The sequence below is a fragment of the Consotaella aegiceratis genome (assembly GCF_036541425.1).
GTDB lineage: Bacteria > Pseudomonadota > Alphaproteobacteria > Rhizobiales > Rhizobiaceae > Consotaella > Consotaella aegiceratis.
This window is the reverse complement of the sequence record NZ_JAZHFT010000018.1, coordinates 1-23,471: the sequence shown is the minus strand read 5'-3', so window position 1 is coordinate 23,471 and position 23,471 is coordinate 1. Positions and strand designations below refer to the sequence as shown.

General features: G+C 65.8%; 16 protein-coding genes and 1 pseudogene. 10 read left to right on the top strand and 7 right to left on the bottom strand.

The features are described 5' to 3' along the window. Positions 1-2,712, top strand: a complete 2,712-nt coding sequence (locus SMD10_RS13410) for a family 78 glycoside hydrolase catalytic domain (protein WP_331686212.1) — start codon at positions 1-3, stop codon at positions 2,710-2,712. Positions 2,713-2,745: 33 nt separating this feature from the next. Here the strand turns inward: SMD10_RS13410 and SMD10_RS13405 are convergent, their stop codons facing one another. Then, positions 2,746-3,948, bottom strand: coding sequence for a CaiB/BaiF CoA transferase family protein (locus SMD10_RS13405; RefSeq protein WP_331686211.1), 1,203 nt, complete (start codon positions 3,946-3,948; stop codon positions 2,746-2,748). 319 nt (positions 3,949-4,267) lie between these two features. Here SMD10_RS13405 and SMD10_RS13400 point away from each other — a divergent pair, with 319 nt between their 5' ends. The 4 genes from SMD10_RS13400 to SMD10_RS13385 all read left to right on the top strand — a co-directional run bounded on the left by SMD10_RS13400 (position 4,268) and on the right by SMD10_RS13385 (position 8,620). Then, positions 4,268-5,881 (top strand): glycoside hydrolase family 43 protein, encoded by a 1,614-nt coding sequence (locus tag SMD10_RS13400; RefSeq protein ID WP_331686210.1) that lies wholly within the window; start codon positions 4,268-4,270, stop codon positions 5,879-5,881. 175 nt (positions 5,882-6,056) lie between these two features. Beyond that, a complete protein-coding gene (locus SMD10_RS13395; protein WP_331686209.1) occupies positions 6,057-7,001 on the top strand; it encodes an ABC transporter substrate-binding protein in 945 nt (314 codons plus the stop codon). A 66-nt stretch (positions 7,002-7,067) separates the two neighbouring features. Beyond that, positions 7,068-7,841 (top strand): ABC transporter permease, encoded by a 774-nt coding sequence (locus tag SMD10_RS13390; RefSeq protein ID WP_331686208.1) that lies wholly within the window; start codon positions 7,068-7,070, stop codon positions 7,839-7,841. Then, on the top strand, positions 7,838-8,620 hold the full coding sequence (locus SMD10_RS13385) for an ABC transporter ATP-binding protein (protein WP_331686207.1): 783 nt from the start codon (positions 7,838-7,840) through the stop codon (positions 8,618-8,620). Before SMD10_RS13390 ends, SMD10_RS13385 begins: the two co-directional genes overlap by 4 nt. A gap of 62 nt (positions 8,621-8,682) precedes the next feature. On the opposite strand, the gene SMD10_RS13380 is transcribed toward SMD10_RS13385, so the two are convergent. Next, complete coding sequence (locus SMD10_RS13380) at positions 8,683-9,321, bottom strand: S24 family peptidase (protein WP_331686205.1); 639 nt, start codon at positions 9,319-9,321, stop codon at positions 8,683-8,685. 289 nt (positions 9,322-9,610) lie between these two features. On the opposite strand from SMD10_RS13380, the gene SMD10_RS13375 reads away from it, so the two are divergent. Then, positions 9,611-11,356 (top strand): DEAD/DEAH box helicase, encoded by a 1,746-nt coding sequence (locus SMD10_RS13375; RefSeq protein WP_331686204.1) that lies wholly within the window; start codon positions 9,611-9,613, stop codon positions 11,354-11,356. Positions 11,357-11,678: 322 nt separating this feature from the next. Further along, on the top strand, positions 11,679-12,740 hold the full coding sequence (locus tag SMD10_RS13370) for a YihY/virulence factor BrkB family protein (RefSeq protein ID WP_331686203.1): 1,062 nt from the start codon (positions 11,679-11,681) through the stop codon (positions 12,738-12,740). Between the two features lie 79 nt (positions 12,741-12,819). Here the strand turns inward: SMD10_RS13370 and SMD10_RS13365 are convergent, their stop codons facing one another. Beyond that, positions 12,820-13,290 (bottom strand): MerR family transcriptional regulator, encoded by a 471-nt coding sequence (locus tag SMD10_RS13365; protein ID WP_331686202.1) that lies wholly within the window; start codon positions 13,288-13,290, stop codon positions 12,820-12,822. Between the two features lie 463 nt (positions 13,291-13,753). Here SMD10_RS13365 and SMD10_RS13360 point away from each other — a divergent pair, with 463 nt between their 5' ends. After that, on the top strand, positions 13,754-17,440 hold the full coding sequence (locus tag SMD10_RS13360) for a peptidoglycan-binding protein (protein ID WP_331686201.1): 3,687 nt from the start codon (positions 13,754-13,756) through the stop codon (positions 17,438-17,440). An 88-nt stretch (positions 17,441-17,528) separates the two neighbouring features. Here the strand turns inward: SMD10_RS13360 and SMD10_RS13355 are convergent, their stop codons facing one another. From SMD10_RS13355 to SMD10_RS13340, 4 genes are all read right to left on the bottom strand, one after another. Continuing rightward, a complete protein-coding gene (locus tag SMD10_RS13355; protein ID WP_331686200.1) occupies positions 17,529-18,581 on the bottom strand; it encodes a DUF2336 domain-containing protein in 1,053 nt (350 codons plus the stop codon). A 335-nt stretch (positions 18,582-18,916) separates the two neighbouring features. Beyond that, positions 18,917-19,522, bottom strand: coding sequence for a DUF1254 domain-containing protein (locus SMD10_RS13350; protein ID WP_331686199.1), 606 nt, complete (start codon positions 19,520-19,522; stop codon positions 18,917-18,919). Further along, positions 19,515-20,099: a DUF1214 domain-containing protein gene (locus SMD10_RS13345; RefSeq protein ID WP_331686198.1), complete on the bottom strand. Its 585-nt coding sequence runs from the start codon at positions 20,097-20,099 to the stop codon at positions 19,515-19,517. Before SMD10_RS13345 ends, SMD10_RS13350 begins: the two co-directional genes overlap by 8 nt. Positions 20,100-20,109: 10 nt before the next feature. Then, on the bottom strand, positions 20,110-22,299 hold the full coding sequence (locus SMD10_RS13340; RefSeq protein WP_331686197.1) for a transglycosylase domain-containing protein: 2,190 nt from the start codon (positions 22,297-22,299) through the stop codon (positions 20,110-20,112). A gap of 106 nt (positions 22,300-22,405) precedes the next feature. On the opposite strand from SMD10_RS13340, the gene SMD10_RS13335 reads away from it, so the two are divergent. Both SMD10_RS13335 and SMD10_RS13330 read left to right on the top strand, forming a co-directional pair. After that, positions 22,406-22,876: a YcgN family cysteine cluster protein gene (locus SMD10_RS13335; protein WP_331686196.1), complete on the top strand. Its 471-nt coding sequence runs from the start codon at positions 22,406-22,408 to the stop codon at positions 22,874-22,876. 17 nt (positions 22,877-22,893) lie between these two features. Then, positions 22,894-23,319: pseudogene (locus SMD10_RS13330) on the top strand (transposase); the annotation flags it as partial. Between the last annotated feature and the right edge of the window lie 152 nt (positions 23,320-23,471).

Sequence of the window (23,471 nt, the reverse complement as noted above, 5' to 3'; positions counted from 1 at the left end):
ATGCAACCTCTCCAGCCTTTCGATCTGAAGTGCGAGCACCTGGCCGAACTGCGGGGCCTCAACACCGCGATTCCGCGTTTCTCGTGGGCTTTGGCCGGCGAAGGACGGGATCGATGCCAGACGGCCTACCGGCTGATCATGGGACCCGACCGGGACGATGTCGCCGCCGGTCGGGGCGGTCGATGGGATAGCGGCAAGACAGTCTCGGACGATACGCTGTTGGTGCCCTACGGCGGACCGCCGCTCGCTTCCGACGAGGTGCTCCATTGGAGCGTCGTCGTCTGGGACGAAGCGGGCCGCGAAAGCCCTCCGGCCGAACCGCGACGGATCTTTACGGGTCTGAGGCCGGAAGACTGGCTGGCCCGGTGGATTGCCCGCTATTTCGTGCTGCCGGCGGGCCGCGAGGCGCCGACGGACACGCTCTACGACAATCCGTGGCAGGCGCGACCGGCCGACCATCTGCGGCGGTCTTTCGCGGTGGAGAAGCCGGTCGAGCGGGCGACGCTCTATGCCAGCGCGCTGGGGCTCTACGGGGTCTCACTCAACGGTCGCCGCCTTGGCGACGAGGTGATGGCGCCGGGTTGGACCGACTATCACCAGCGCGTCGAGTATCAGGCCTACGATGCAACGGCGGCCCTGCGATCCGGGGCCAACGCGCTGGGCGTCGTCCTCGGCGAAGGCTGGTATTCGGGCCGTGTCGGCCACAACCAGCGCCGCGCCGGCAACCATTACGGTGGTCGCCCGGCCTTCTTCGGGCAACTCCACATCCACTACGTCGACGGATCGGTGGAAGTGGTGGCGAGCGACGAGGATTGGCAGACCCGCCAGGGTCCGATCTGCTACAGCGATTTCCTGGTCGGCGAGCGCTACGATGCGCGGCTCGAGATCGATGGCTGGGACCGAGCGGACTGCCGGATCGAGGGCTGGCAACCGGTCGAGGCCTTCGTGCCCGAGCCGTGCGCGCCGCGGCTGGAGGCCACCCGCATCCAGCCGGTGCGCGAAGTGGCCGAACTGCCTGCGCGCCTTCTGCACCGCACCGCCTCGGGCGCGGCGATCTACGATCTCGGCCAGAACATCGCCGGCTACATGCGGCTGGAGGCAACGGCCGGGCAGGGCGACACCTTCGTACTGCGCCATGCCGAGATGCTGACGGAAGAGGGTGAACTCTATCTCGCCAATCTGCGCTATGCCGTTTCGACCGATACCTATATCGCCAGGGGCGGGGGAGGCGAAACCTTTCGGCCGCGCTTCACCTTCCACGGGTTCCGCTATGTCGAACTGACCGCGCCGGAGGGCTTCGACCTCGATCGGGTTCGGCTCACCGGCATCGCAATTCAGACCGACGCGCCGGTGGTCGGCTCGCTCGTCACCGGCAACGCCATGGTGAACCAACTCGCCTCGAACATCCTGTGGAGCCAGCGTGGCAACTTCCTGTCGGTGCCGACCGACTGCCCGCAGCGCGACGAGCGCTACGGCTGGTCGGCGGATGCCCAGGTGTTCTGGCGCACCGCCGGTTTCAACATGGACGTCGCGGCCTTCCTGACCAAATGGATGGAGGACCTTGCCGACGGCCAGAGCCCGGACGGGGCCTTTCCCGATGTGGCACCGACCAAGCCGCTGAACCCCTATCGCCTGACTCCGCAGCCGGGAGCGCCGGGATGGGGCGACGCACCGGTAATCATGGCCTGGCAGCATTACCTGCGCTACGGCGACCGCGATTTCCTGACCGCGCATTACGACAAGCTCGCGCGCTGGCTGGCGCATATCGAGCGAGCCAATCCCGACGGCATTCGCCGCAACGCCGTCTACAACAATTACGGCGACTGGCTGAGTGTCGGGCCTCCATCGGACCGCGCGGTCGTCGCCACGGCCTATTGGATCCATCTGGCGGATCTGATGCAAAAGATCGCGGATGTGCTCGGCCAGCGCCAGGATGCCGCCGGCTATCGGCAATTGGGGACGCATCTGCGACGCGCCTTCGAGGCCGAATTCGTCGCGGCCGACGGCACCATCCGCGGCGATACCCAGACCGCCTACCTCCTGGCGCTCGACTTCGACACGCTGCGGCCCGACTTGCGGGCGGCGGCGATCGAGCGCCTTTTGCGCAAGATCGACGAGGCGGATGGTCATCTTCAGACTGGCTTCCTCGGGGTCAGGCATCTTTGCCCGGTGCTGAGCGATGCGGGCGTGGCGGGCAGGGCGTACGACCTCCTCCTGAAGGACAGCTATCCAAGCTGGGGGTTTTCGATCCGCCACGGAGCCACGACGATCTGGGAGCGCTGGGACGGTTGGACGCCGGAGAAGGGCTTCCAAAGCGCCGCCATGAACTCGTTCAACCACTACGCCTATGGCTCTGTGGGCGAGTGGCTGTGGGCGCGCGTCGCCGGCATCGACTGGAGCGAAGACGATCCGGGCTTCCGCACGATCCGCTTTCGACCGTTGTTCGATGACCGCATCGGATTCTGCAAGGCGGGCTATCGGGCTCCCACTGGTTTGGTCGAGAGCGAATGGACGATCGCGACCGATCATGTCGACTGGCGCATCGTCGTGCCACCGAACTGTCGCGGCGTGATCGAACTGGCGGCGGCTCCCGATGCCGTTCTCCGGGACGGAGAACCGCTCGATGATCGGGAGTCGCAAGGGGCGGACGGAACGACCCGCTTGAGCGTGTCGTCCGGAGACCATCGGTTCCGGATTGCTCGGAAACCCTGAGGAAACTCATCGGCGGCTGGTCGAGGCGCTCTCTCAAGTGTCCTGGTCGTCGGTTGGGACCGCGACCACCTCTCGGGCGATCAGGTCGTCGATCTCGGCATCCGAATAGCCGAGCCCTGCGACCAGGCTGCGCGTGTCGCCGCCGATGGGCGGCGGATCGGCGCGCAGCGTACAGCGATAATCGCCGATTTCGACCGGCAGGGCCGGAAGCCGGGTTTTGACCCCACCGGGCAGCACGGTCTCGAGCAGCCGGCCGCCTGCAGCCAGGTGCGCGTCATTGAACAGCTGCTCGGGCCGCGCGACGCGGGCGACCGGAAGGCCCGCCCGCGTGGAGCGCGCGACGATGTCGTCTGCCGGAAGCGTGGCGAGCATGTCGGCGATCGCCGATTTGAGGCGGGGGCCCTCTGCGATGCGCTGGTTGTTGGTCGACAGGCTGGCGTCGGCCTTGAGATCCGGCCTGTCGAACGCGTCGCAGAACTGCTGCCATTGGCGGTCGGAGGTGATGCCGAGAAAGACCTGCTCGCCATCGGCCGACTCGAAGAGGTTGTAGATCGCCCAGGCCGAGACGCGCGCCGGCATCGGCGGGACCGGTTCGTCCGACAGGGCGGCGAAGGCCAGGTTCTGCCCCATCACGAACACGGCGCTCTCGAACAGCGAGCTTCGTACCAGCGTGCCCTTGCCCGTTTGCTCGCGCTCGCGCAGCGCCGCCAGGATGCCGACGACACCGAAGATGCCGCCGAGCACGTCGACCACCGACGTGCCCGCCCTGAGCGGCCGGCCCGGCGGACCCGTCATATAGGCGAGGCCGCTCATCATCTGCACGACCTCGTCGAGCGCCACGCGGCTCTCGTAGGGGCCGGGCAGAAAGCCTTTGAGCGACAGGTAGACAATATGCGGATGGGTCTGCGAAACGGCCTCGTAGCCGAGGCCGAGGCGATCGATCGTACCGGGGCCGAAATTCTCCAGCATGACGTCGGCCGAGGCGAGCAGGCGCTGGACGATTTCCTGCCCCTCCGGGGCCTTCAGATCGACGGCGATGCTCTTCTTGTTGCGATTGTAGAACGGAAAGAAGCCGGTTCCGAACCCGCGCAGTTGCCGCGTCGGATCGCCGCCGGGCGCCGGCTCGATGCGGATCACCTCGGCGCCGAGATCGGCCAGGACCAGGCCCGCGGTCGGCCCCATCACCGTGTGGCCGAAGTCCAGGACGCGCAGGCCCGAAAGCGGCGCCGCGCTCATGCCGCCGATCCCGCCAACCCGTCGGCGGCGCCGCTGAAAGAAGGCTCCGGCCAAAGCGCCGGTCCGTCGGATAGCTGCATAGGTCCTCCCGGCGATTGGTTTGCTCAATTGAAGAGACGAACTGGGAAACTTCACGTTCCCTCTGGGCAATCGCGCAGTGCCAATGTGCCGGGTTTTACCGGGTTTTGGCAATGGGCGGCTCTTCCACAGGATGGACAACGTCCGTGAATTCTGCGAACACTTTTTTGTCTGAGTAATGCCGATCGCGGGAGGGAGCCGGTACAGCCACACTGCCGGCGACGCGAGGGAGGGGCGAGCCATGACAGAAGACGCAACCACGATCACCAATCCGATTTTGCCGGGCTTCAATCCCGATCCGTCGATCTGCCGCGTCGGCGATGACTTCTACATCGCGACCTCGACCTTCGAGTGGTTTCCGGGCGTTCAGATCCACCATTCGCGCGATCTGGTGAACTGGCATCTGGTGACCCGGCCGCTGACGCGCGCCAGTCAGCTCGACATGCGCGGCAATCCGGATTCGGGCGGCGTCTGGGCGCCGGACCTGAGCTATGCCGACGGCCAGTTCTGGCTGATCTACACCGACGTGAAGCGCAACATGGGCGGCTGGAAGGACACGCACAACTATCTGGTGACCGCGCCGTCGGTCTATGGTCCGTGGAGCGATCCTGTTCATCTGAATTCCAGCGGCTTCGATCCCGGCCTGTTCCATGACGAAGACGGCCGCAAATGGCTGGTGAACATGGTCTGGGACCATCGCCAGCCCGGCTATGGACTGCACTTCGCCGGCATCCTCATGCAGGAATATTCGCCGGCCGAGAAGCGTCTGGTCGGACCGGTCAGGAACATCTTCTGCGGCACCGATTTGCGCTTCACCGAGGGCCCGCACCTCTATCGCCGCGACGGCTTCTACTACCTGATCACCGCCGAGGGCGGCACTGGCTACAACCACGCCGTCACGATCGCGCGCTCGCGCGATATCGCCGGCCCGTACGAGGTGCATCCCGACAAGCACATCCTGACGGCGAAGGACGATCCCGACCTCACCCTGCAGCGGGCGGGCCATGCGGACATGGTCGATACGCCGGACGGGGAGAGCTATCTGGTGCATCTCACTAGCCGGCCGCTCGAGGGACTGCGCCGCTCGCCGCTCGGCCGCGAGACGGCGATCCAAAAACTCGTCTGGAGCGAGGACGGTTGGCCACGACTGGCGACCGGCGGTCACGCGCCGCAGGAGAGCGTTCCGGCGCCAGCGCTTCGGCCACATCCGTTCCCGCCCGAGCCCGTGCGGATCGAGTTCAACGAACCGGAACTGCCGCTCTGCTTCCAATGGCTGCGGACGCCGGAGCCCGGCCGCATCTTTTCGCTCACCGAGCGGCCGGGTTATCTGCGCCTGTTCGGCCGTGAATCGCCGGGCTCGTTCTTCGAGCACGCGCTGGTGGCGCGACGCCAGACCTCGATCCGCTATCGGGCCGAAACGGAACTCGACTATCGGCCCATCTTCTATCAGCAGTTCGCCGGACTGATCGCCTGGTACAATCGGCACAAATATCACTATCTCGCGGTGAGCGCCGACGAGGCCGGCCAGCGCGAGCTGATGATCCTGAGCTGCGACGGCGACTATCCGGAAGGCCGCGTGAAACTGCCGCTCGAGGCGCCGGTGCGGCTGCCGGTCGATGGACCGGTTCGCCTCGGCGCCGATGTCGACGGGGCCGAACTGCGTTTCCGCTACGCCCTTGCCGGTGGCGAGTGGACGGACATCGACTGCGTGCTCGACGCGAGCGCGCTGTCGGACGAGGCCGGCAGCGGCGAAGGCAAGAATTTCACCGGTGCCTTCGTCGGCATGGCGGCGCAGGACATTTCCGGACGCGGGACGCCGGCCGACTTTGCTCACTTCCTCTATGAAGTGCTGTGACGGCCGGGAGTCGCTGTCGGGCCAGAGTCGGAGATTGTCACGCAGACTCAGCGCTTGCCGCAAGGGCAGTCTCGGCTGACCCCAGTACGCTTACGGCGTATGGACAAGCAGGGTCGAGCATCGTATCGCTTAAGAACTCAACAGCGCACAATTCGTAAGCAGGGGAAACGAGACCATGAGGCTGACGCCGTATTGCTTTATCGCAGCCGCCCTATTGGCGCCGGTCGCCGCGCATGCGCAGACGACTTCGGTCAGCATCGGCTATTCCGGCTGGACTGGCTTCGGTCCGCTGACGCTGGCAAAAGAAGCCGGCATCTATGAAAAGCACGGCCTCGACGTCTCCCTGGAAAAGATTCCGCAAGCCAGCCGCAACCTAGCGCTCGCCTCCGGCGACATCCAGTGCGCGGCAACGACGGTGGAGACCTGGGTCATCTGGAACGCCAACGGGGTGCCGGCCAAGCAGCTCTTCCAGCTCGACAAGTCGTACGGCGCCGACGGCATCGTGGTGCGTGACGACATCAACGAGGTCGCCGACCTGAAGGGCAAATCCATCGCGGCGTCGGCGCCCGGAACCTCGCCCTATTTCTTCCTGGCCTACATCCTGGACCAGAACGGCTTGACCATGGACGACGTCACCGTCGTCAACATGGAACCCGGCCCGGCGGCGCAGGCCTTCATCGCCGGCCAGAACGACGCGGCGATGACCTACGAACCCTATCTGTCCAGCGTGCGCGACGCGCCCGACGCCGGCAAGATCCTGGCGACGACGCTGGACTATCCGGCGGTGCTCGACACCTTCGGCTGCACGCCGGATTTCATCGAGCATAACCCGGAAGCCGTGAAGGCGCTGGCCGACAGCTATTTCGAGGCGCTGGACATGATCGCCAGCGACAAGGACAAGGCCTATGAGATCATGGGCGCGGACGTGAACCAGACGGGCGAGGAGTTCGGCGCTTCGGCCGAATATCTGCGCTGGCAGGACCGCGAGGCGGCGAAGTCGTTCTTCGACGGCGAATATCTCGACTTCGCCAAGGCCGCCGGCGAGCTGCTGGTCTCGATGGGCCTGATCAAGGAAGCGCCGGACCCGGCGAGCATTGTCGACACGAGCTTCGTCCAGTAAGAGTGCGGCCCCATCATCATCCTGAAGGCCCGCGCAGACGGGCCTCCAGCCATTGCGTTGCTCATCATGCGTCCGCTTGAACCGATCGACAATCGCCTGCGGGTTTCGCTTGGCGTCCTGTTCTTCATCGTGTTCGTCGCAGCCTGGGCTTTCGTCACGCTGACGGGCATGGTCTCGCGCACCTTTCTCGCCGATCCGCTGACGATGCTCGGCGACGGCTGGTATCTCCTGAGCCAGCGGGGCTTTGTCGAGGATATCGCGGTGACGGTCTGGCGGGTAGTCGGCGGCTTCGTGCTGGCGGCCGTCGTCGGCGTCCCGTTGGGCATCGCCATGGGGGCCTACAAGCCGATCGAGGCGCTGTTGGAGCCCTTCGTCTCGTTCGCGCGCTATCTGCCGGCCTCGGCCTTCATTCCGCTCCTGATCCTGTGGGCGGGCATCGGCGAGACGCAGAAGCTGCTGGTGATCTTCATCGGCTCGGTGTTCCAGATCATTCTGATGGTCGCCGTCATCGTCTCCGGCACCCGCCGCGACCTGGTGGAGGCGGCCTATACGCTGGGCGCCCGCGACCGCGGCATCCTCACGCGCGTGCTGCTGCCGTCGGCCGCGCCCGACATCGCCGAGACGCTGCGCCTGGTGCTCGGCTGGGCCTGGACCTACGTCATCGTCGCCGAACTGATCGGCGCCTCGTCGGGCATCGGCTACATGATCATCAATTCCCAGGCGCTGATGGCGACCGGGCAGATGATTTTCGGCATCATCGTCATCGGCGTCATCGGGCTGATCTCGGACACCTTGTTCCGACTGGCCAATCGCGCGCTGTTCGCCTGGAAATACGCATGAGCCTGCTCGAGATCGACGGCGTCAGCCGCATCTTTCCGCCGGTGAGGGGCGGCGACCCGGTCCGCGCCCTGGAGCCGACCGACCTGGCGCTGGCCGAAAACGACTTCGTGACGATCCTCGGACCTTCCGGCTGCGGGAAATCGACGCTGCTGCGCATCGTCGCCGGTCTCGACCGGCCGACCACCGGCGAGGTGCGGTTGGAGGGCAAGCGGGTCGAGGGCCCCGGCGCCAACCGGGGCATGGTGTTCCAATCCTATACTCTGTTTCCGTGGCTGACCGTCGCCCAGAACATCGGCTTCGGTCTGCGCGAAAAGGGGGTAAAGACCGCCGAAAGCCGCAGGATCGTCGCCGACTATATCGACAGCGTCGGCCTGCGCGGCTTCGAGAACCATTGGCCGTCGCATCTGTCGGGCGGCATGCAGCAGCGCTGCGCCATCGCCCGGGCACTGGCCAACGACCCGAAGGTGCTGCTGCTCGACGAGCCGTTCGGCGCACTCGACAACCAGACGCGCGGACTGATGCAGGAACTCTTGCTGTCGATATGGGAGAAGCACCGCAAGACGGTGATGTTCGTCACCCACGATATCGAGGAGGCGGTCTTCATGGCGGCCCGCGTGGTGACGATGACGGCGCGGCCCGGCCGCATCAAGTCGATCACGCCGGTCGATCTGCCGCATCCGCGGGACTATACGATGAAATCTTCACCTGACTTCTCAGCGCTGCGGCTGAAGTTGACCGAGGAGATCCGCGCGGAGGCGATCGCCGCGGCGGCCCGCTGATTGCTTGGCTGCGATCCACGACGGGGCGGTGTGGGGCGGCGCGTCCGGTCAGGGCGCAAGCCCTATTGGCTCGCCCACAGAATGCGCGCCATCCACTCGATCTGGTCGAGATCGAACTGGCGATCCGGATAGTCCGGGTTGAAGGAGGAGAGTTCCACGGTGCGGGCCGTCTTGCGCTGCAGGACCTTGGCCATCACCTCGCCATCGCGGGTCTTCACCACGACGCGGTCGCCGCGCCGAAGCGAGGCGCTGGGCGAGACGATGACGATGTCGCCCTCGCGATAGAGCGGCATCATCGAATGGCCCGAGACCTCCAGCGCATAGACCGCCTCTTCGTCGGTGGGCGGCAGCCGGATCTCGTCCCAGCCTTGGCCGATGGGAAAGCCGGCATCGTCGAAGAAGCCTCCGCCGCCAGCCTGGGCGAGGCCGAGGAGCGGCACGGCGATGGATCGCAAGCGGCTCGGCGACCCGGCACCCCCCATCAGCTCGACGAAATCCTCCATGTTCGAGCCCGTGGCCTGGAAAACCTTGGCGATCGACTCCGTCGACGGCCAACGCGGGCGCCCATCAGAGGCGGTGCGCTTGGACTTGTTGAAGGTCGTGGGGTCGAGTCCGGCACGGCGCGCCAGCCCCGAGGGGGACATTCCGTAGCGTGTCGCCAGGGCGTCGATGGCCGCCCAGACCCGGTCGTGCGAGAACATCGGACTGTCTTCCGCAGGCCAAAGGAATAAATACCTTGTATGTGGTTTGACAGCGGGAGTCCATAGCCGTCACGACGGATCGCTCAAGGAGAGGTACATGGATTTCCGACCGCTGTTGCCCGCGATCCTGAAACCGGCCTTCGTTCGGTGTCATCCGATGCACGAACGATTGGCTTCTCGGCAAAGCCTTGGTATAGAGCCGCCAGCAAACCGGGCGCCTTGCCGCCTGCTTTTTGCGGAACCGCCGCGCGCCTGCGCCTAACCGATTCCGCCCCGTCTAGGACATGCCATGCCTCTTCCCACGACGAGCGCTCCGCTCGCCGCCGCCCTTGCTGCCCGTGGCTACGTCGACCTCACCGACGTTCAATCCGCGGTCCTGAAACCGGATGCTGCCGGCCGCGATCTTCTGGTTTCGGCCCAGACCGGCTCCGGCAAGACCGTCGCCTATGGCCTCGCTCTCGCGCCCTCGCTTCTCGGAGAAGGCGAGACGCTGCCGGAGGCCGGCGAGCCGATGGCGCTGATCGTCGCCCCGACGCGCGAACTCGCCATGCAGGTGACGAACGAACTCGGCTGGCTCTACGCGCAGACCGGCGCCAAGCTCGCCACGCTGGTGGGCGGCATGGACCCACGCGCCGAGCGCCGCCAACTCGGCCAGGGTGTCCACATCGTCGTCGGCACGCCGGGGCGGCTGCGCGACCATCTGACACGCGGCGCGCTGCAGATCGGCAGCCTGAAGGCTCTCGTCCTCGACGAAGCCGACGAGATGCTCAATCTCGGCTTTCGCGAGGATCTCGAATTCCTGCTGCAGGCGACACCGGCCTCGCGCCGCACGCTGATGTTCTCGGCGACGCTGCCGAAACCCATCATCCAGTTGACCAAGCGCTATCAGCAGGGTGCGCTTCGCATCGAGATCGCGCGGGGCGAGACCGGCCATGCCGACATCGAATACCGCGCCGTTCGGATCGCGCCGAACGAGGTCGAGCACGCCGTCACCAACATCCTGCGCCGCGCCGAGGCGCCGAGCGCCATCGTCTTCTGCAACACGCGCGAGACCGTCCGCCATCTGTCCTCCGGACTGATCGAGCGTGGCTTTGCCGCCGTGACGCTGTCGGGCGAACTGGGCCAGGCGGAGCGCAATCAGGCGATCCATGCGTTGCGGGACGGCCGAGCACGCGTGTGCGTGGCGACCGACGTCGCCGCGCGCGGCCTCGACCTGCCGAGCCTCGGCCTCGTCGTCCATGCCGACCTGCCGAGCGATGCCGAGACGCTGCAGCATCGCTCGGGCCGGACCGGGCGGGCAGGGCGCAAGGGCATCTCGGTCCTGCTGGTGCCGATCTCCCGCCGCCGCAAGGCCGAACGACTTCTGGCCGACGCCAAGATCGACGCGACCTGGGGTGCGGCACCGTCCGCCGAGGAAATCCGCGCTGCCGACGACGCTCGGCTGCTGGCCGATCCGGCCTTCACGCAAGAACCGAGCGAAGAGGATCGGGCGACCGCCGCCCGGCTATTGGCCGCCCACTCGCCGGAGGTTCTCGCCGCCGCGCTGGTGCGTCAGTGGCGTGCTCGCCTTCCTGCCCCCGAAGAGGTGTTCGACCCGAACTTCGGCCCCGACCCCAAGGCCGGAAAGCCTGGCCGCGACCGTGCCGAGAGAGGGTTCTCGAAGCACGAGCGCGGCGGTCCCACCATCTGGTTCCGCATGGACGTCGGACGGCGCAACAACGCCGATCCGAAATGGCTGCTGCCGCTTCTGTGCCGGCGTGGCAAGATCACCCGCCAGGAGATCGGCGCGATCAAGATCTATGATCGCGAAACCAAGTTCGAAATCGCCGAAAGCGTCGCCAAGCGCTTCGCCGAGGCCGCGGCGCACAGCGACGGCGACGACATCACCATATCCTATGCCGACGGTCCTGGCGGGCAGGGCGGGCAGGGCCGAGAGCGCAAGGCCTTCAAGCCGAAAGGCAAGCAGCCGCAAGGCACTGGCGGCCCCTCCCGCGACAAGCCGAAGCGCGCCAAACCGAAGAAAGCCAAAGCCTGATCGGACGCGGTGCCGCCAATGACGGATATGTCCTCGGCTTCGTTTCCCGCGTCGCTCGTTCAATAGCCGTCGGGTCCGGCGATCATGCGGACCCCGCTTGTCCAACCGGCGGCGCCCGGCCACCGCTGCTTCGTCCTGGAGGGCCGACGATCCGCTCTGCGGCCTGAAGCCTTCTTACCCTCTTCCAGGAACTCTGCGATCGGTGCACCATTGTTGAGGCGGGGCCGAGCGCCGTCGCGCTGCCGGCCCGAGGGGAAGGCCGCGTAATCGAGATGGTCATAGCGGAGGTTTGGAGAAGGGGATTGGTTGCGGAGGCCTACGCGTGAGCCCGCGTTTCGCGCCCAACACCACGGAGGAGATGCGCCGCCGCGCCAGCGAGCCGGGGCGTGGCCGCGACGCCAAGTTTCCTGCCAACATTCCCTGGAAGGGCTGGAAGGATATTCTGGCGCGCATCATTTCGTCCTTCTCTCAGGACCGCGTGATGCTGATCGCCGCCGGTGCCACCTTCTATCTGCTCCTGGCGCTGTTTCCTGCCGTGGCAGTGTTCGTCTCGATCTACGGTCTGGTGTCCGATCCCACCACTATTGCCGGCCATATCGCCTTCATCAACACGGTGTTGCCGCCGGCCGGCGCAGAGCTGATCCAATCGCAGCTGGAACGCCTGGTCGGCGAGACCAGCACCTCGTTGTCGATCGGCTTCGTCGGCGGGCTGCTGTTTTCGTTCTGGAGCGCGAACTACGGCATCATGACGCTGTTCGAGGCGATGAACGTGGCCTATGGCGAGATGGAGCGGCGCAGTTTTCTGAAGCTCTACGGCTTGGGCTTCGCCTTCACGCTCGGCGCCTTCCTGGTCGGCGTGCTGCTTCTGGTGACGGTGGGGCTGGTGCCGGCGATCATGGCGGTCTTCGGGCTGTCGGGCTTCGCCGATCTGCTGATCGGGATGCTCCGCTGGCCGATCGCCTTCGCGATCCTGGTCGGCTCCATTGCCCTCGTCTATCGATTCGGTCCAAGCCGCACACGAGCGCGCTGGAGTTGGGTGATCATCGGTGCCATCCTGACCTCGATCGTCTGGCTGGCGGCTTCCATGGCCTTTTCCTGGTATCTCCAGAACATCGCCAACTACAACGCCACCTACGGCCCGCTGGGCGCCGTGATCGGCTTCATGATGTGGGTCTGGGTCTCGGCGGTGATCTTCATTCTCGGTGCGGAGATCAACGCCGAGATGGAGCATCAGACAGCGCTCGACACGACCGACTATCCGGAAAAGCCGCTCGGCCAGCGGGGTGCGCGGGTGGCCGATACCATCGGCGAAAGCACGGCCAAGACGCCGCGACCGCACACCGAGAAGAAGGGTTTTCTGAAGCGGCGCTGGCGAAAGACCTGAGCGGCTATGGCGCAAAAGCCAGCGAGGATTCGGGAGGGCGGACGCGCAATTGGAGGACGGCGCCCGTCGGCCCTTGTCCTTAGGACTCCATCTCCTCGAGCAGTTCTTTGACATGGGCGACGGAGACATCCATCGCCCTGATCGATTCCTCGATCTCCTTGCGTTGGTCTTCGAGAATCCGGCGCTGCTCCTCAAACCGAGCGAGCACCGTTTCGAGCTGCAGGCGCTTGCCTCCCGGCCGGTCGTAGAGCTCGATCATCTGCTTGGCTTCGGTGAGCGAGAAGCCGAGAAGCTTTGCCAGCAGAACCATGCGCAGACGCGCGCGATCCCGGCGCGAATAGAGCCGCGTGGTGCCCCGGCGCTCGGGATTGAGCAGGCCGCGATCCTCGTAGTAGCGCAGAGTGCGCAACGTCACTCCGAACTCACGCGCCAGGTCGCCGATCCGGAAGACGTCCCTGCCGGCGGGCTCATCGCGACGGAGCCCCAACAGGACGTCCACATCAAGCGTCGTTTCGGTCTCTGGCCGCTCGGCCCGTTCTGTCTGGATCATCATCCGCATCCGTACGGTTTGGAAGCGAAGCTTCCGAAACAGCGCGCTCGATCCTGCCTTTCGGCATCGAACCCAAAGCGGATCCGATTCCGACACCTGCGCAACTTCGCGATGAAGCTCGGGCAAAAGCCGAATCGATGGACCGCCGCCAGCCATGGTTCCGCCGAACCCTCGAATCCAGCGGGTCAGGCCGCCCGATGCGGACCGGTTGCCGAGTTCGTGTCCCACGAGACCGAAAACCATATCGGGTTGCTATGGGCGCCTTACAAGACGTTGCGGCAGTTGGTCGCTTGGGAACCTGTGGCTGCAATCCAGTTTCAGTCACGGTTGCCTTACTAAAGGGTGAAGACGAGGTCGTGGATTTAACTCGAAGTTAACTTCGGCGACAGTCCTCAGCCGGCCAGGGTCTTCTCAGACGTCGACGGCAAGCCGCTCCCAGAGGCCCAAGAAAGGGATGGCCCAGATGAGAACCACATCGCAGACCGAGGCGACGGCACAGGATACCAGCGACGGCTCGTCTCTGACTGCGTTGAACCGTACCCTTGAGGACCTCGAGACCCGGTTGGCCAAGTTGACCGCAGCGCGCCGCCAGCCATCCGGCGTGGTGGTTCCGCATGCGGCGGCCGCCGTCGAGGATCATGCCCAGGAGGCCGCCAAGAGCCGGGGATGGGAGGACGCCGCCTCCGAGTTCGTGATGCAGCGCCGTATGCAGGACCAGAAAATTCGGGACGAGCGACCGCGCTCGCCCACGCCCCCGCAGCCGGTGGGAATGGACCTCGACGACCAACTGCGCACCTTGGCGCGCCAGGTGGAAGCTTGGCGAGCAGAAGGCACCGGCGTCGGGGCGATGGCGGGAATCGCCGACGAATTGCGCCATCTCCGCCGCGAGGTTCGCCATGAGGCGGAACTCCGGTTCCATGCGCGCCTTCGCGCCGTCGAGGAGATGTTGATGGACCTGCGCGGGATGGTCGCCAACGGCGAATCGATGGAGCTGCTGTCTTCCGAGATGACCCGGATGAGCGCCATGCTGGATGCGATGGCGGACGAGGGGGCCGACGAAGCGACCATCGAACGTCTGCGCGTCGAACTCGAGGAGATCCGCACGATTGCCGTGGACAAGGCCTGCGAGCAGAGCGTGACGAACGCCAACGATCTGCGGCGTCGCATGACCGCGGCCGCCGTGGCGGCGGAGGAAGAGCCGCACGAGCGCACCGAGCTCAAGCAGGAGCTGCAGCGGCTGCGCGATTCGTTGCGCTCGTTGGCCAAGGAAGACGATATTCGCGAGGTCGCCCGGCGCTGGGAAGACTTCCAGGCGCTCTACAACGCCAACGATGCGAAGACCGAGGAAAGCCTCCGCAGTCTCCTCAAGGACGAGTTCGAGGCGCTGCGCGCCAAACTGGAGAAGCTCGCCAGCGAAGAGTCCCTGAAGGCCGTCGAAGAGCGCTGGGACGGGCTCGAGGAGCGTTTTGCCAACAAGGATATCGAGCGGAACATTCTCAGGCTCGGAGAGCGGATGGAACAGATCGAGGCGTCTCTCGCGAGGATACCCGAGAATCTGGCCATTACGCCGCTGGAAGAACGAATCCACGCTCTCGCCTTGGGGATCGACGCTCTGGCCCGCCGCCAACAGGAGCCGGAGGTCGAGCAGTTCAAGGCAATCGAGGATCGTCTCGACGAAATCTCGCACGCCATCATCGCCGTGTCGCGCCAGGCCGTGCCCGTGGACATGGCACCGATCGAGCGTATCGAGGCGCGGATCGCCACCCTGGCCGCGCGCGTCGACCGACTGAGCGACGAAGGCGAGGCGCAGGCAATGTCGCAGCGCATCGCGGAACTGTCGCAACGCATCGACGCTCTCGCCGAAGACAGCTCGGCGGACGATCTGGCGGGGCGCGTGCAGGCGTTTGCCGAGCGTCTGGAAGCCGTTTTTGCGGAGATCGAGCAGCCGCAGATCGACACGTCCGCCATCGAGGCGCGGCTGGCCGCGATGATGGCGCGACTGGAGGATGCCGCGGCGCCGCAGGTGGATGCGGGGACCATCCGTTCGCTCGAAGACCAGATCGCCCGCCTGTCGGAACATCTCGGCGAGGCGGCTCTTGCGCCTTCCGGCGAGTTCGACAAGGAACTCGATCGCCGGTTGTCGGCCATCGAGCACCGTCTCGATGAGAATCGCGAGACGGTGCTCTCCTCGGCCCGTGCCGCTGCCGACGAAGCGGTTAGCCGGATGATCGAGTCCGGACGGGGCTGGGACAACGAGCACGTCGCCCGGCTGTCGGAAGATCTGCGCGCGCTGGAAGTTCTGGCGCGCGAGACCGACGAACGCGCCAACGACGTGTTCGAAGCGATGCATGGGACGCTGATCAAGATCGTCGGCCGCCTCGACCAGATCGAAAGCGAGATCGTGCAGTTCGGCGCGGTCCCGAGCGATCCCGGCCACGAGACGACCGGTCCTATGCTGGACGAAGACGAGGCCGAGGTCCCGCCGCAAGCCAGAATCGAGCCGTCCTTCGCTCCGATGGAGGATGATGGCGAGATCGACGCGACGGACCGCAGCGAGCCTCACCTGGCGTCGGTTCCGGGACCCGATGCCGCCGACATCATCGACGATCTGGAAGCGAACCGGCCGTTGGCGCCGGGATCGGGAATGCCGAATGTAGCGGCGCTGCTCGACCGGGTCCGCGCCGCGCAGGCGAACGAGATCGATCAGCGGCGTGAGCCGGCCGGCAAGGCCGACTTCATCGCCGCGGCGCGTCGCGCCGCCATGGCTGCCGCTGCGGAGGCCGACGAACTTCGTGCGAACCCGTCCGACGACGCCGAGACTGAAAAAGGCGGCCTGGCTGCGACGATCGGGCGGCGACGCAAGCCGATCCTGATGGCCGTGGGCGCGGTGATTCTGGCCTTGATGGCGATGCCGTTGGGCCGTGCGCTGTTGAATGTGGACCAGCCGACGGCGGACGAGGCAACGAATTTCGAGGCCGCTGCCGTACCGGCCGAAGACGATCAAGGTGTTGACGCTGAAGCCGCGAAAGGAGAGGACGCAGCAGCGGAAGCCGCCGCACTTCCCGACGACGCCAATCCCGACGAAACGATCGAACTTCAGCCTATGCCCGAATCGCTGCCGCCTCTCCCGATGGAAAAACTCCTGTCGGAGGCAAGCCTGGCCTCGGCCCCCGCCGCGACGCCGGCGCCCATGTCGCAGGCCGACGAAATAGCGCCCGAACCGACAGCGGGCGATATGACACTCATGCAAAAGGCCCTGGCCAAGCTTCCCGCTGAGGCCCAGAAGCCCGCGCCGGAGATGCCGAGCGGTATCGGTACGCAAGCGCTGGCGGACGCCGCCAAGGCATCGGACCCCAAGGCCCTGTTCGAAGTGGGGCTGCGCCTGATGGAGGGCCGCAACGGCGAGCCGGATGTCGACGGTGCGCTGGTCTGGTTCTCTCAGGCTGCCCGCCTCGGTTTCGCGCCGGCCCAGTACAGTCTCGGCACGCTCTACGAGAAGGGCAATGGCGTGGAGCGCGATACGGTCGCCTCGCGCGATTGGTACACGCTGGCCGCCGATCAGGGCAACGTGCGGGCGATGCACAATCTGGCCGTGCTCTATGCGACCGGTGTCGACGGCAAGTCCGAGCCGGAGACTGCGGCGCAGTGGTTCTTGAAGGCGGCCGAGCATGGCATGCGCGACAGCCAGTACAATCTCGGCATCCTGTACGCCCGCGGCGCCGGCGTGGAGCAGGACATGAAGGAGTCCTATCGCTGGTTCGCCGTGGCCGCGAAGTCGGGCGATGCCGATGCGAAGGACAAGATGGAGGAGGTCGCCAAGTCGCTGCTGCCGGCGACGCGCGACGCGGTTCAGGCCGAGGTGGACGCGTGGACGCCGCAACCCGCCGACGATGCGGCGAACGCAGTCGAGGTGCCGCCGGAGTGGTCCGTTTCGGGCGAGCAAACCGCTTCCGTCGACATGAAGCGCGCGATCCGCAACATTCAGGCGATCCTGATCAAGCTCGGCTTCGATCCGGGTACGCCGGACGGTATCGTCGGCAACAAGACGACCAGCGCCATCATGGCGTTTCAGGAGCAGGCCGGGCTGGAGCCGACCGGAGAGGTCGATGAGGCGCTGATCCGGGCGCTTCTCGAGCACAAGGACGGTTGAGCCTCAAGCCGCCGTTCCGATGAAATGCGTTGAGGGCATCCGCCGAGGCGGGTGTCCTTCTTCAGAAAGCGGCGATCGGGTTTGAAAATCAGGCGCGCCGACTGGTCGCCAGCGGCCGGGACTTGCGCCGCCCGAAGGCCGGGCGCGCCTCTTGCCGCTCGGGACGATCGATGTCCTGGCTCAACGGCTGCAGCTTGAGTAACGGCCGGACAGGGGTACCGAGGAGCCGTCGGCAATCCTCGGGGCGCAGAGCGCGATAGAACCGCTCCATCCGATCGAAGGCTTTGACCTTACGCCCGATTTCCGGTTTCAGCATCATCAGCAGCGACATGGCGTCGCCCGACGCGACCTGCAGGGCCCGCAGCGCTACCGCCAGACGCTCGCCATCTTCGTCCGACCGCAGGAGATCGGCATGGCTTGCGGAGAGACCCAGGGTACGCGCCAGTCGGGCGTAGAAGGTGTCGATCTGGCCATCCATGGCGAGGTCCAGCATCGTCTCGACCGTCAGGCGCTGTTCGCCGAGGCCCGCTTGCGCACCTTTGCCCACCAACCGTGCCAAAGTGCCTCGAACCTGCTCGGCGTCGGTCGCCGGACGCACTGACTTAGCCCGCGGGTCGATATCGGCAGGGCTCATCCCCCCCCGTTTAGCCTCGGGTCGGGCCTGCCGGGTCCGGGGCACCGGTTGGACGGCTTCCTGCGCTTTCGGTTCCGGACTCGTTGCGACACGGGCCGGCTCGCCGCCCGGTGCCGTCGACGTCGCAAGGTCCGAACGTTTCGCCAGCACCGACGCGATACGCTGGTCGCCGCGGGCGGACAGGGCGCTGAGATCGCCAGGCATCAGGACGGGGCTGTTTGCCAGAAACGGCTCGGAAATATCGATCGGGCAGGCGAGGAGGGCGTCCACGATCTCGCGCGGCAGGCGTGGCGAGCGGCTGAGCGTCGCGGCCAGGAGCTGCCGGGCCTCTGGCGACGTGCGGTCCCAGCTGGCCATGACCAGGCGACCGAGGTCCGCCGCCTGCGCCTTGTTAGGTGAGCGCAAGAAGGCGTACGCCGCCGCCGCGGCCGTGACGATCGTGTCGAAGCCGCTGTGCAGACGGTCGCGCTCCAAGGCGCGAAAGATGCAGGATGCGGCGTCCTTCATGAGGCTCCAGCCATACGGGGTGGGCGGTTCGTCAGTCAGAGGCAAGCATGGGGCGATAAGGGTTAGAAACCTATTAACCTTGACCAATCGCATATGGGCCGGAGAAAGGGTCTCGTAGGGATCGCTGGAATCGATGACCCGGAGGGGAGCGGAAACGATGTCAGTCGTTATCAGATTTCCAGATCGCCGATTTGCGCCGCGACCAAGCGCGGATCGTGAAGCCGCCGGTCCCGGCGAGCTTTTGATCCTGCCGTGCGTTCGTCGCGAGCCACTGGGCGATGCGGATGCGGAAAAGCGCGCCAACCGCGCCGGTTCGGACCGCGATAACCAGCTCGTCAGCTTGTGACGTCGTCCGCGCCGCTCGTCGTTGCCGACGATTTGAGCGGCTCGCAGCGGGTGGATCGCACGAAGGTGCCGACGTCGGCCCGCTCGCTCTCGTGATCGATCAGCGCCCGCAGGATCAGATAGCCTTCCTTCAGATCGACCTCGACCGGAATGGCCGTCTCGTCACGATCGACGGCGTTGGTGCGCATGTCCAACAATTGGTCGGCCGTCCCGACGACGAGGTCGAACACGCCACCCACCGACGACCGGTCGTTGATGCTGTAAAGATTGTTGCTCCGTCGGTCGTAGATCGACGCCGACCAGAAGTCGGTGTGCTCGCCGGCAAAAAGATGCACCGGCCCGTCCTCGATCGAGAACCGGCAACTGGCGACGGCAAAGGCGGGATCGAGAAAATCGAGGCGTTGCGGCGGGTTGGCAATACCGCTCGGACCGCCCGTGACGCCATCGATCTGCACCACTTCGTAGAGATCGCCGAGCTGCGACAGGCGTCCCCATCCATCGTTCTGCGCCACGCGGGGAATGGCGAAGATGACGGCAATGTGGACGATCGCCGCGCCGACCAGGCCGACCAGACAGGCGAACAACAGCCTACCCATCGCGGCATTCTCCGCGCACTAGGTCGGGCAGGGTGAGCCGGCCCATGCCGGTGCTCGAACTGGCCGGCGTATCGTAGAGCGTCAGCACCAGCACGAAGCGACCTTCACCGGCCAGGGCGAGCCAGTTGCCGGACATCGCTCCGTCGCCGACCGTCACCTCGACGGAATTGTCCTCGTTGCGCATGAGGCTGCTGGAGACCAGCCAGCTCGGCCGGCCACCGCCGGGATCGATCAGTTGGCCCTCGGCGTCATAGGCCGCCAGCGTCCAGACCCGAGCCGCCGGCGTCTGGCCCTTGAGCTGATAGACGCAGTCGCGCGCCAACGTGCTGCCGCTGGAGTCGCGAACCGCGTGGAACGCGATGCCTTCGCCCAGGCCCAGCGTCAGATTGCCGGTGCGCGCCAGAAGCGCCTTGGCATAGGGATCGGCATCCACCGAGCCGGCCAAAGGATTGGCCGTCCATGGGCCGACGACGATGCTGCCATTGTCGGCCGCCCTGCGGATGGCCCAGTCGGCTGTCCAGCCGCCAAGCCCGAGAGCGATCGCCAGCGTCAGGGCGAGAAGCGGAAGAAACCGCATCGTCCGCCGCTTAACGGGTTGCCGCGGCAACGGCATCCGACGAGCGTGCGGCAGCCACTTCCTCCGGCTCGAGCGGCGGTGCGTCGCTCATCAGCTCCGCGATGCCGGAGAGGACCTTCTGGGCCTCGCCGGTCAGCGTTGCCGGCCGTGGCGGCAGCTCAGGGCCGTCGCCGTCATCGGCCGCGATATCGGCCGCGCCGGGCTTGGGCAGCGGATTGTCGATCAGGGGCAGGGGCTTCAATTCAATGCCGTGATGGGCGGCTTCCATGAAGCGCTGCCAGGCCATGGTCGGCAGATTGCCACCAGAGACCTTGTTGGTCGGCTCGTAGGAGTCGTTGCCGAACCACACGGCGGCGGTGAAATTGCCGGTGACACCGCAGAACCATCCGTCGCGATAGCTCTGGGTGGTCCCGGTCTTGCCCGCCGCCTGGGTCATCGGCAGCTGCGCGCGGCGCCCGGTGCCGTTCTGAACCACGGAGCGCATGATTTCCAGCATCGAGCGGGTCGCCGGCTCGGACAGGATGCGATGGCGCGGCGGCATGTCCCGCTTGGCGTCCCACAGGGCCTCGCCATCGGCGCCGATCAACTGAAGGATGGCGTGCCGGTGGGAATCCATGCCCCCGGCCGCGAACACCGCATAGCCGGTGGCCTGGTCGAGCACCGTCACCTCGGAAGTGCCGAGCGCCATGGTCTTGTCGCCGCGCAGATTGGATTCGACGCCCATCGCCTTGGCCAGCGCCGTAACCTTGTCCATGCCGACCTCGCGGCTGAGCCGCACGGCGGGCACGTTGTAGGATTGGGCGAAGGCGCGCTCCAGCGTAACGCGGCCGTGGAAGTTGCGGCCATAGTTCTGCGGCGACCAGCGGCCGATGGTGATCGGCGTGTCGGACACGGTGTCGCCGGGCTTCATGCCAGCCTCCATGGCCGCCGCATAGACGTAGGCCTTGAAGGAGGAGCCCGGCTGGCGCAGCGCCTTGGTGGCGCGGTTGAACTGCGACAGGCCGTAGTCGCGGCCGCCCACCATGGCGCGCACGCCGCCGTCGTCGTCGAGCACGACCATGGCGCCCTGCTCGACATTGTAGGTCTTGCCGAACTGTCGCAGATGGTACTCGATCGATTCCTCGGCGAGCTGCTGCAGGCCCATGTCGATCGTGGTGCGGGCGATGAATGTCCGCTGCGGCAGGTCGGCCGCCACCCGCTGGACCTCCTGATAGGCCCAGTCGAGGAAATAGTCCGGCGAATTGATGGTGGAGCGGTCGACGGCGGTCGCCGGATGGCGCCGCGCCGCGACCACCTGGCCTTCGGTCATGAAGCCCGCCTGGACCATGTTGGTCAGCACCTCGTTGGCGCGGGCGCGGGCAGCCGGCAGGTTGATGTGCGGTGCGTACTTGGCCGGGGCCTTGAACAGGCCGGCCATCATGGCCGCCTCGGCGAGCGAGACGTCGCGCAGATCCTTGTCGAAATAGAAGCGCGCCGCCGCCGCCGCGCCGAACGTGCCGCCGCCCATATAGGCGCGGTTGAGGTACATCTGGAGGATGTCGCGCTTGCTCAGGCGCGCTTCCAGCCACAGCGAGATGAAGGCTTCCTTGATCTTGCGGTCGAGCGTGCGCTCGTTGGACAGAAACACGTTCTTGGCGAGCTGCTGGGTGAGCGTCGAGCCGCCCTGGACCACGCCGCCGGCCCGGGCATTCTCGGTCATCGCGCGGAGCAGACCGAGAAAGTCGATACCGAAATGCTCGAAGAAGCGCCGATCCTCGGTGGCGAGCACCGCCTTGATGAAATGATCCGGCATTTCCTCGATCGGAACCGCCTCGGAGCGCAGCACGCCGCGCCGGCCGATCTCATTGCCGTGGCGGTCGAGGAACAAAACCGAATAGTCGGACTGGCGCGGCAGGCCGGCAGCCGTCACCTTCATCGCCGGCTGCGCCAGGGCCAGCAGCAGGACGAAACCGGCAAGACCGAGGGTCAGGCCTTCGCAGGCGAGTTCCACCGCCAGCTTGTTGAAGCCGCGCGCCCGGAATCGGCGCGAAAAGATCGTGACGCTTTCCCAGAACACGGAAAAGCCACGAAACGCACGCCAAAGACTGGTGTCGATCCAGGCGTCGATCTCGATCAGCCGCGATGGCGCCCGGCGCTTTGGTTTTTCGCTCAACGGATCCCGTACGTTCTGTTCAATAATGCCCGTGGGCCGTTGTCGCATTGACGCGACGAACCGACCGCGGACCAGCGCCCCTTTCTGGTCTACGCACACGTTATATGGAAGGATAAGCAGAAAAGCATGGTGAATCGCCAGAGACTTTTCCGTGATGCGTGATTTCGGCAACAAACCCTTTTGGCAGGAAAAGCCACTTGAGGAGATGACCCCGCAGGAATGGGAGTCGCTCTGCGATGGCTGCGCCCGCTGCTGTCTCAACAAGCTGGAGGATTGGGACACCGGCGAGATCGCCTGGACCCAGGTCCGCTGCCGGCTGCTCGACGACGGCACCTGCCGCTGTTCCAATTACGAGAACCGCCAGGCCATCGTTCCCGAATGCCTGCCGCTCGACCCCGAGACGGTGCGAAACATCGAATGGCTGCCGCCGACCTGCGGCTATCGCCTGATCGCCGAGGGGCGCGACCTCTACTGGTGGCACCCGCTGGTCTCCGGCGACCCCGACACGGTGCACGCCGCCGGCATTTCGGTGCGCGGCCGCACGGTCAGCGAAGAGGGCATGGAACTGGAAGAATTCGAGGACCACCTCGCCGACTGGCCGGGCGAGAACCCGATGAAGGAGTAGGACGGGGACACGCCAACGAGATCGTGCGCGAAGTTCCAGTGCGCAATGCCGGCCGGGAGCCCGATCTCGTCATCAACGAAGTCCGTCTTTATGTCGAGATCGGCCAGGAACACGCCTCGCACCGTTCGACCAAGCATTCGGCTGGAAAGTATGTTCGTTATGAAGACGAGTTCGCCATCCATTCGAACACGATTGAGAATGTTTTCTCCATATTCAAACGCGGCATGACCGGCGTCTATCACCACTGCGGCGAAGCCCATATGCACCGCTACCTTGCCGAGTTCGATTTCCGCTACAACAACCGCACCAAGCTTGGCGTCTCAGACGTGCAGTGTCGTGACGCCGCATTGGCTGACATTGAAGGCAAGCGCCTGACCTATCGGCGGGCCGACGAGCCACGCACGCCTAAGCAGAAGGCAGGGGGATCGCATTTGGGAATTTGAATTGGCATTTGTTGGTTGAATGGATTCGGATGAGGGCCTGGCTCTGAGAGGAGAAGGCCGATGTCCTGGTTCACGGCGAGCTTTGCCGAGGTTCCGGATCCGCGCACGGGTAATGCCAAGCGCCACGATCTTCTGGAGGTTCTGACGATTGC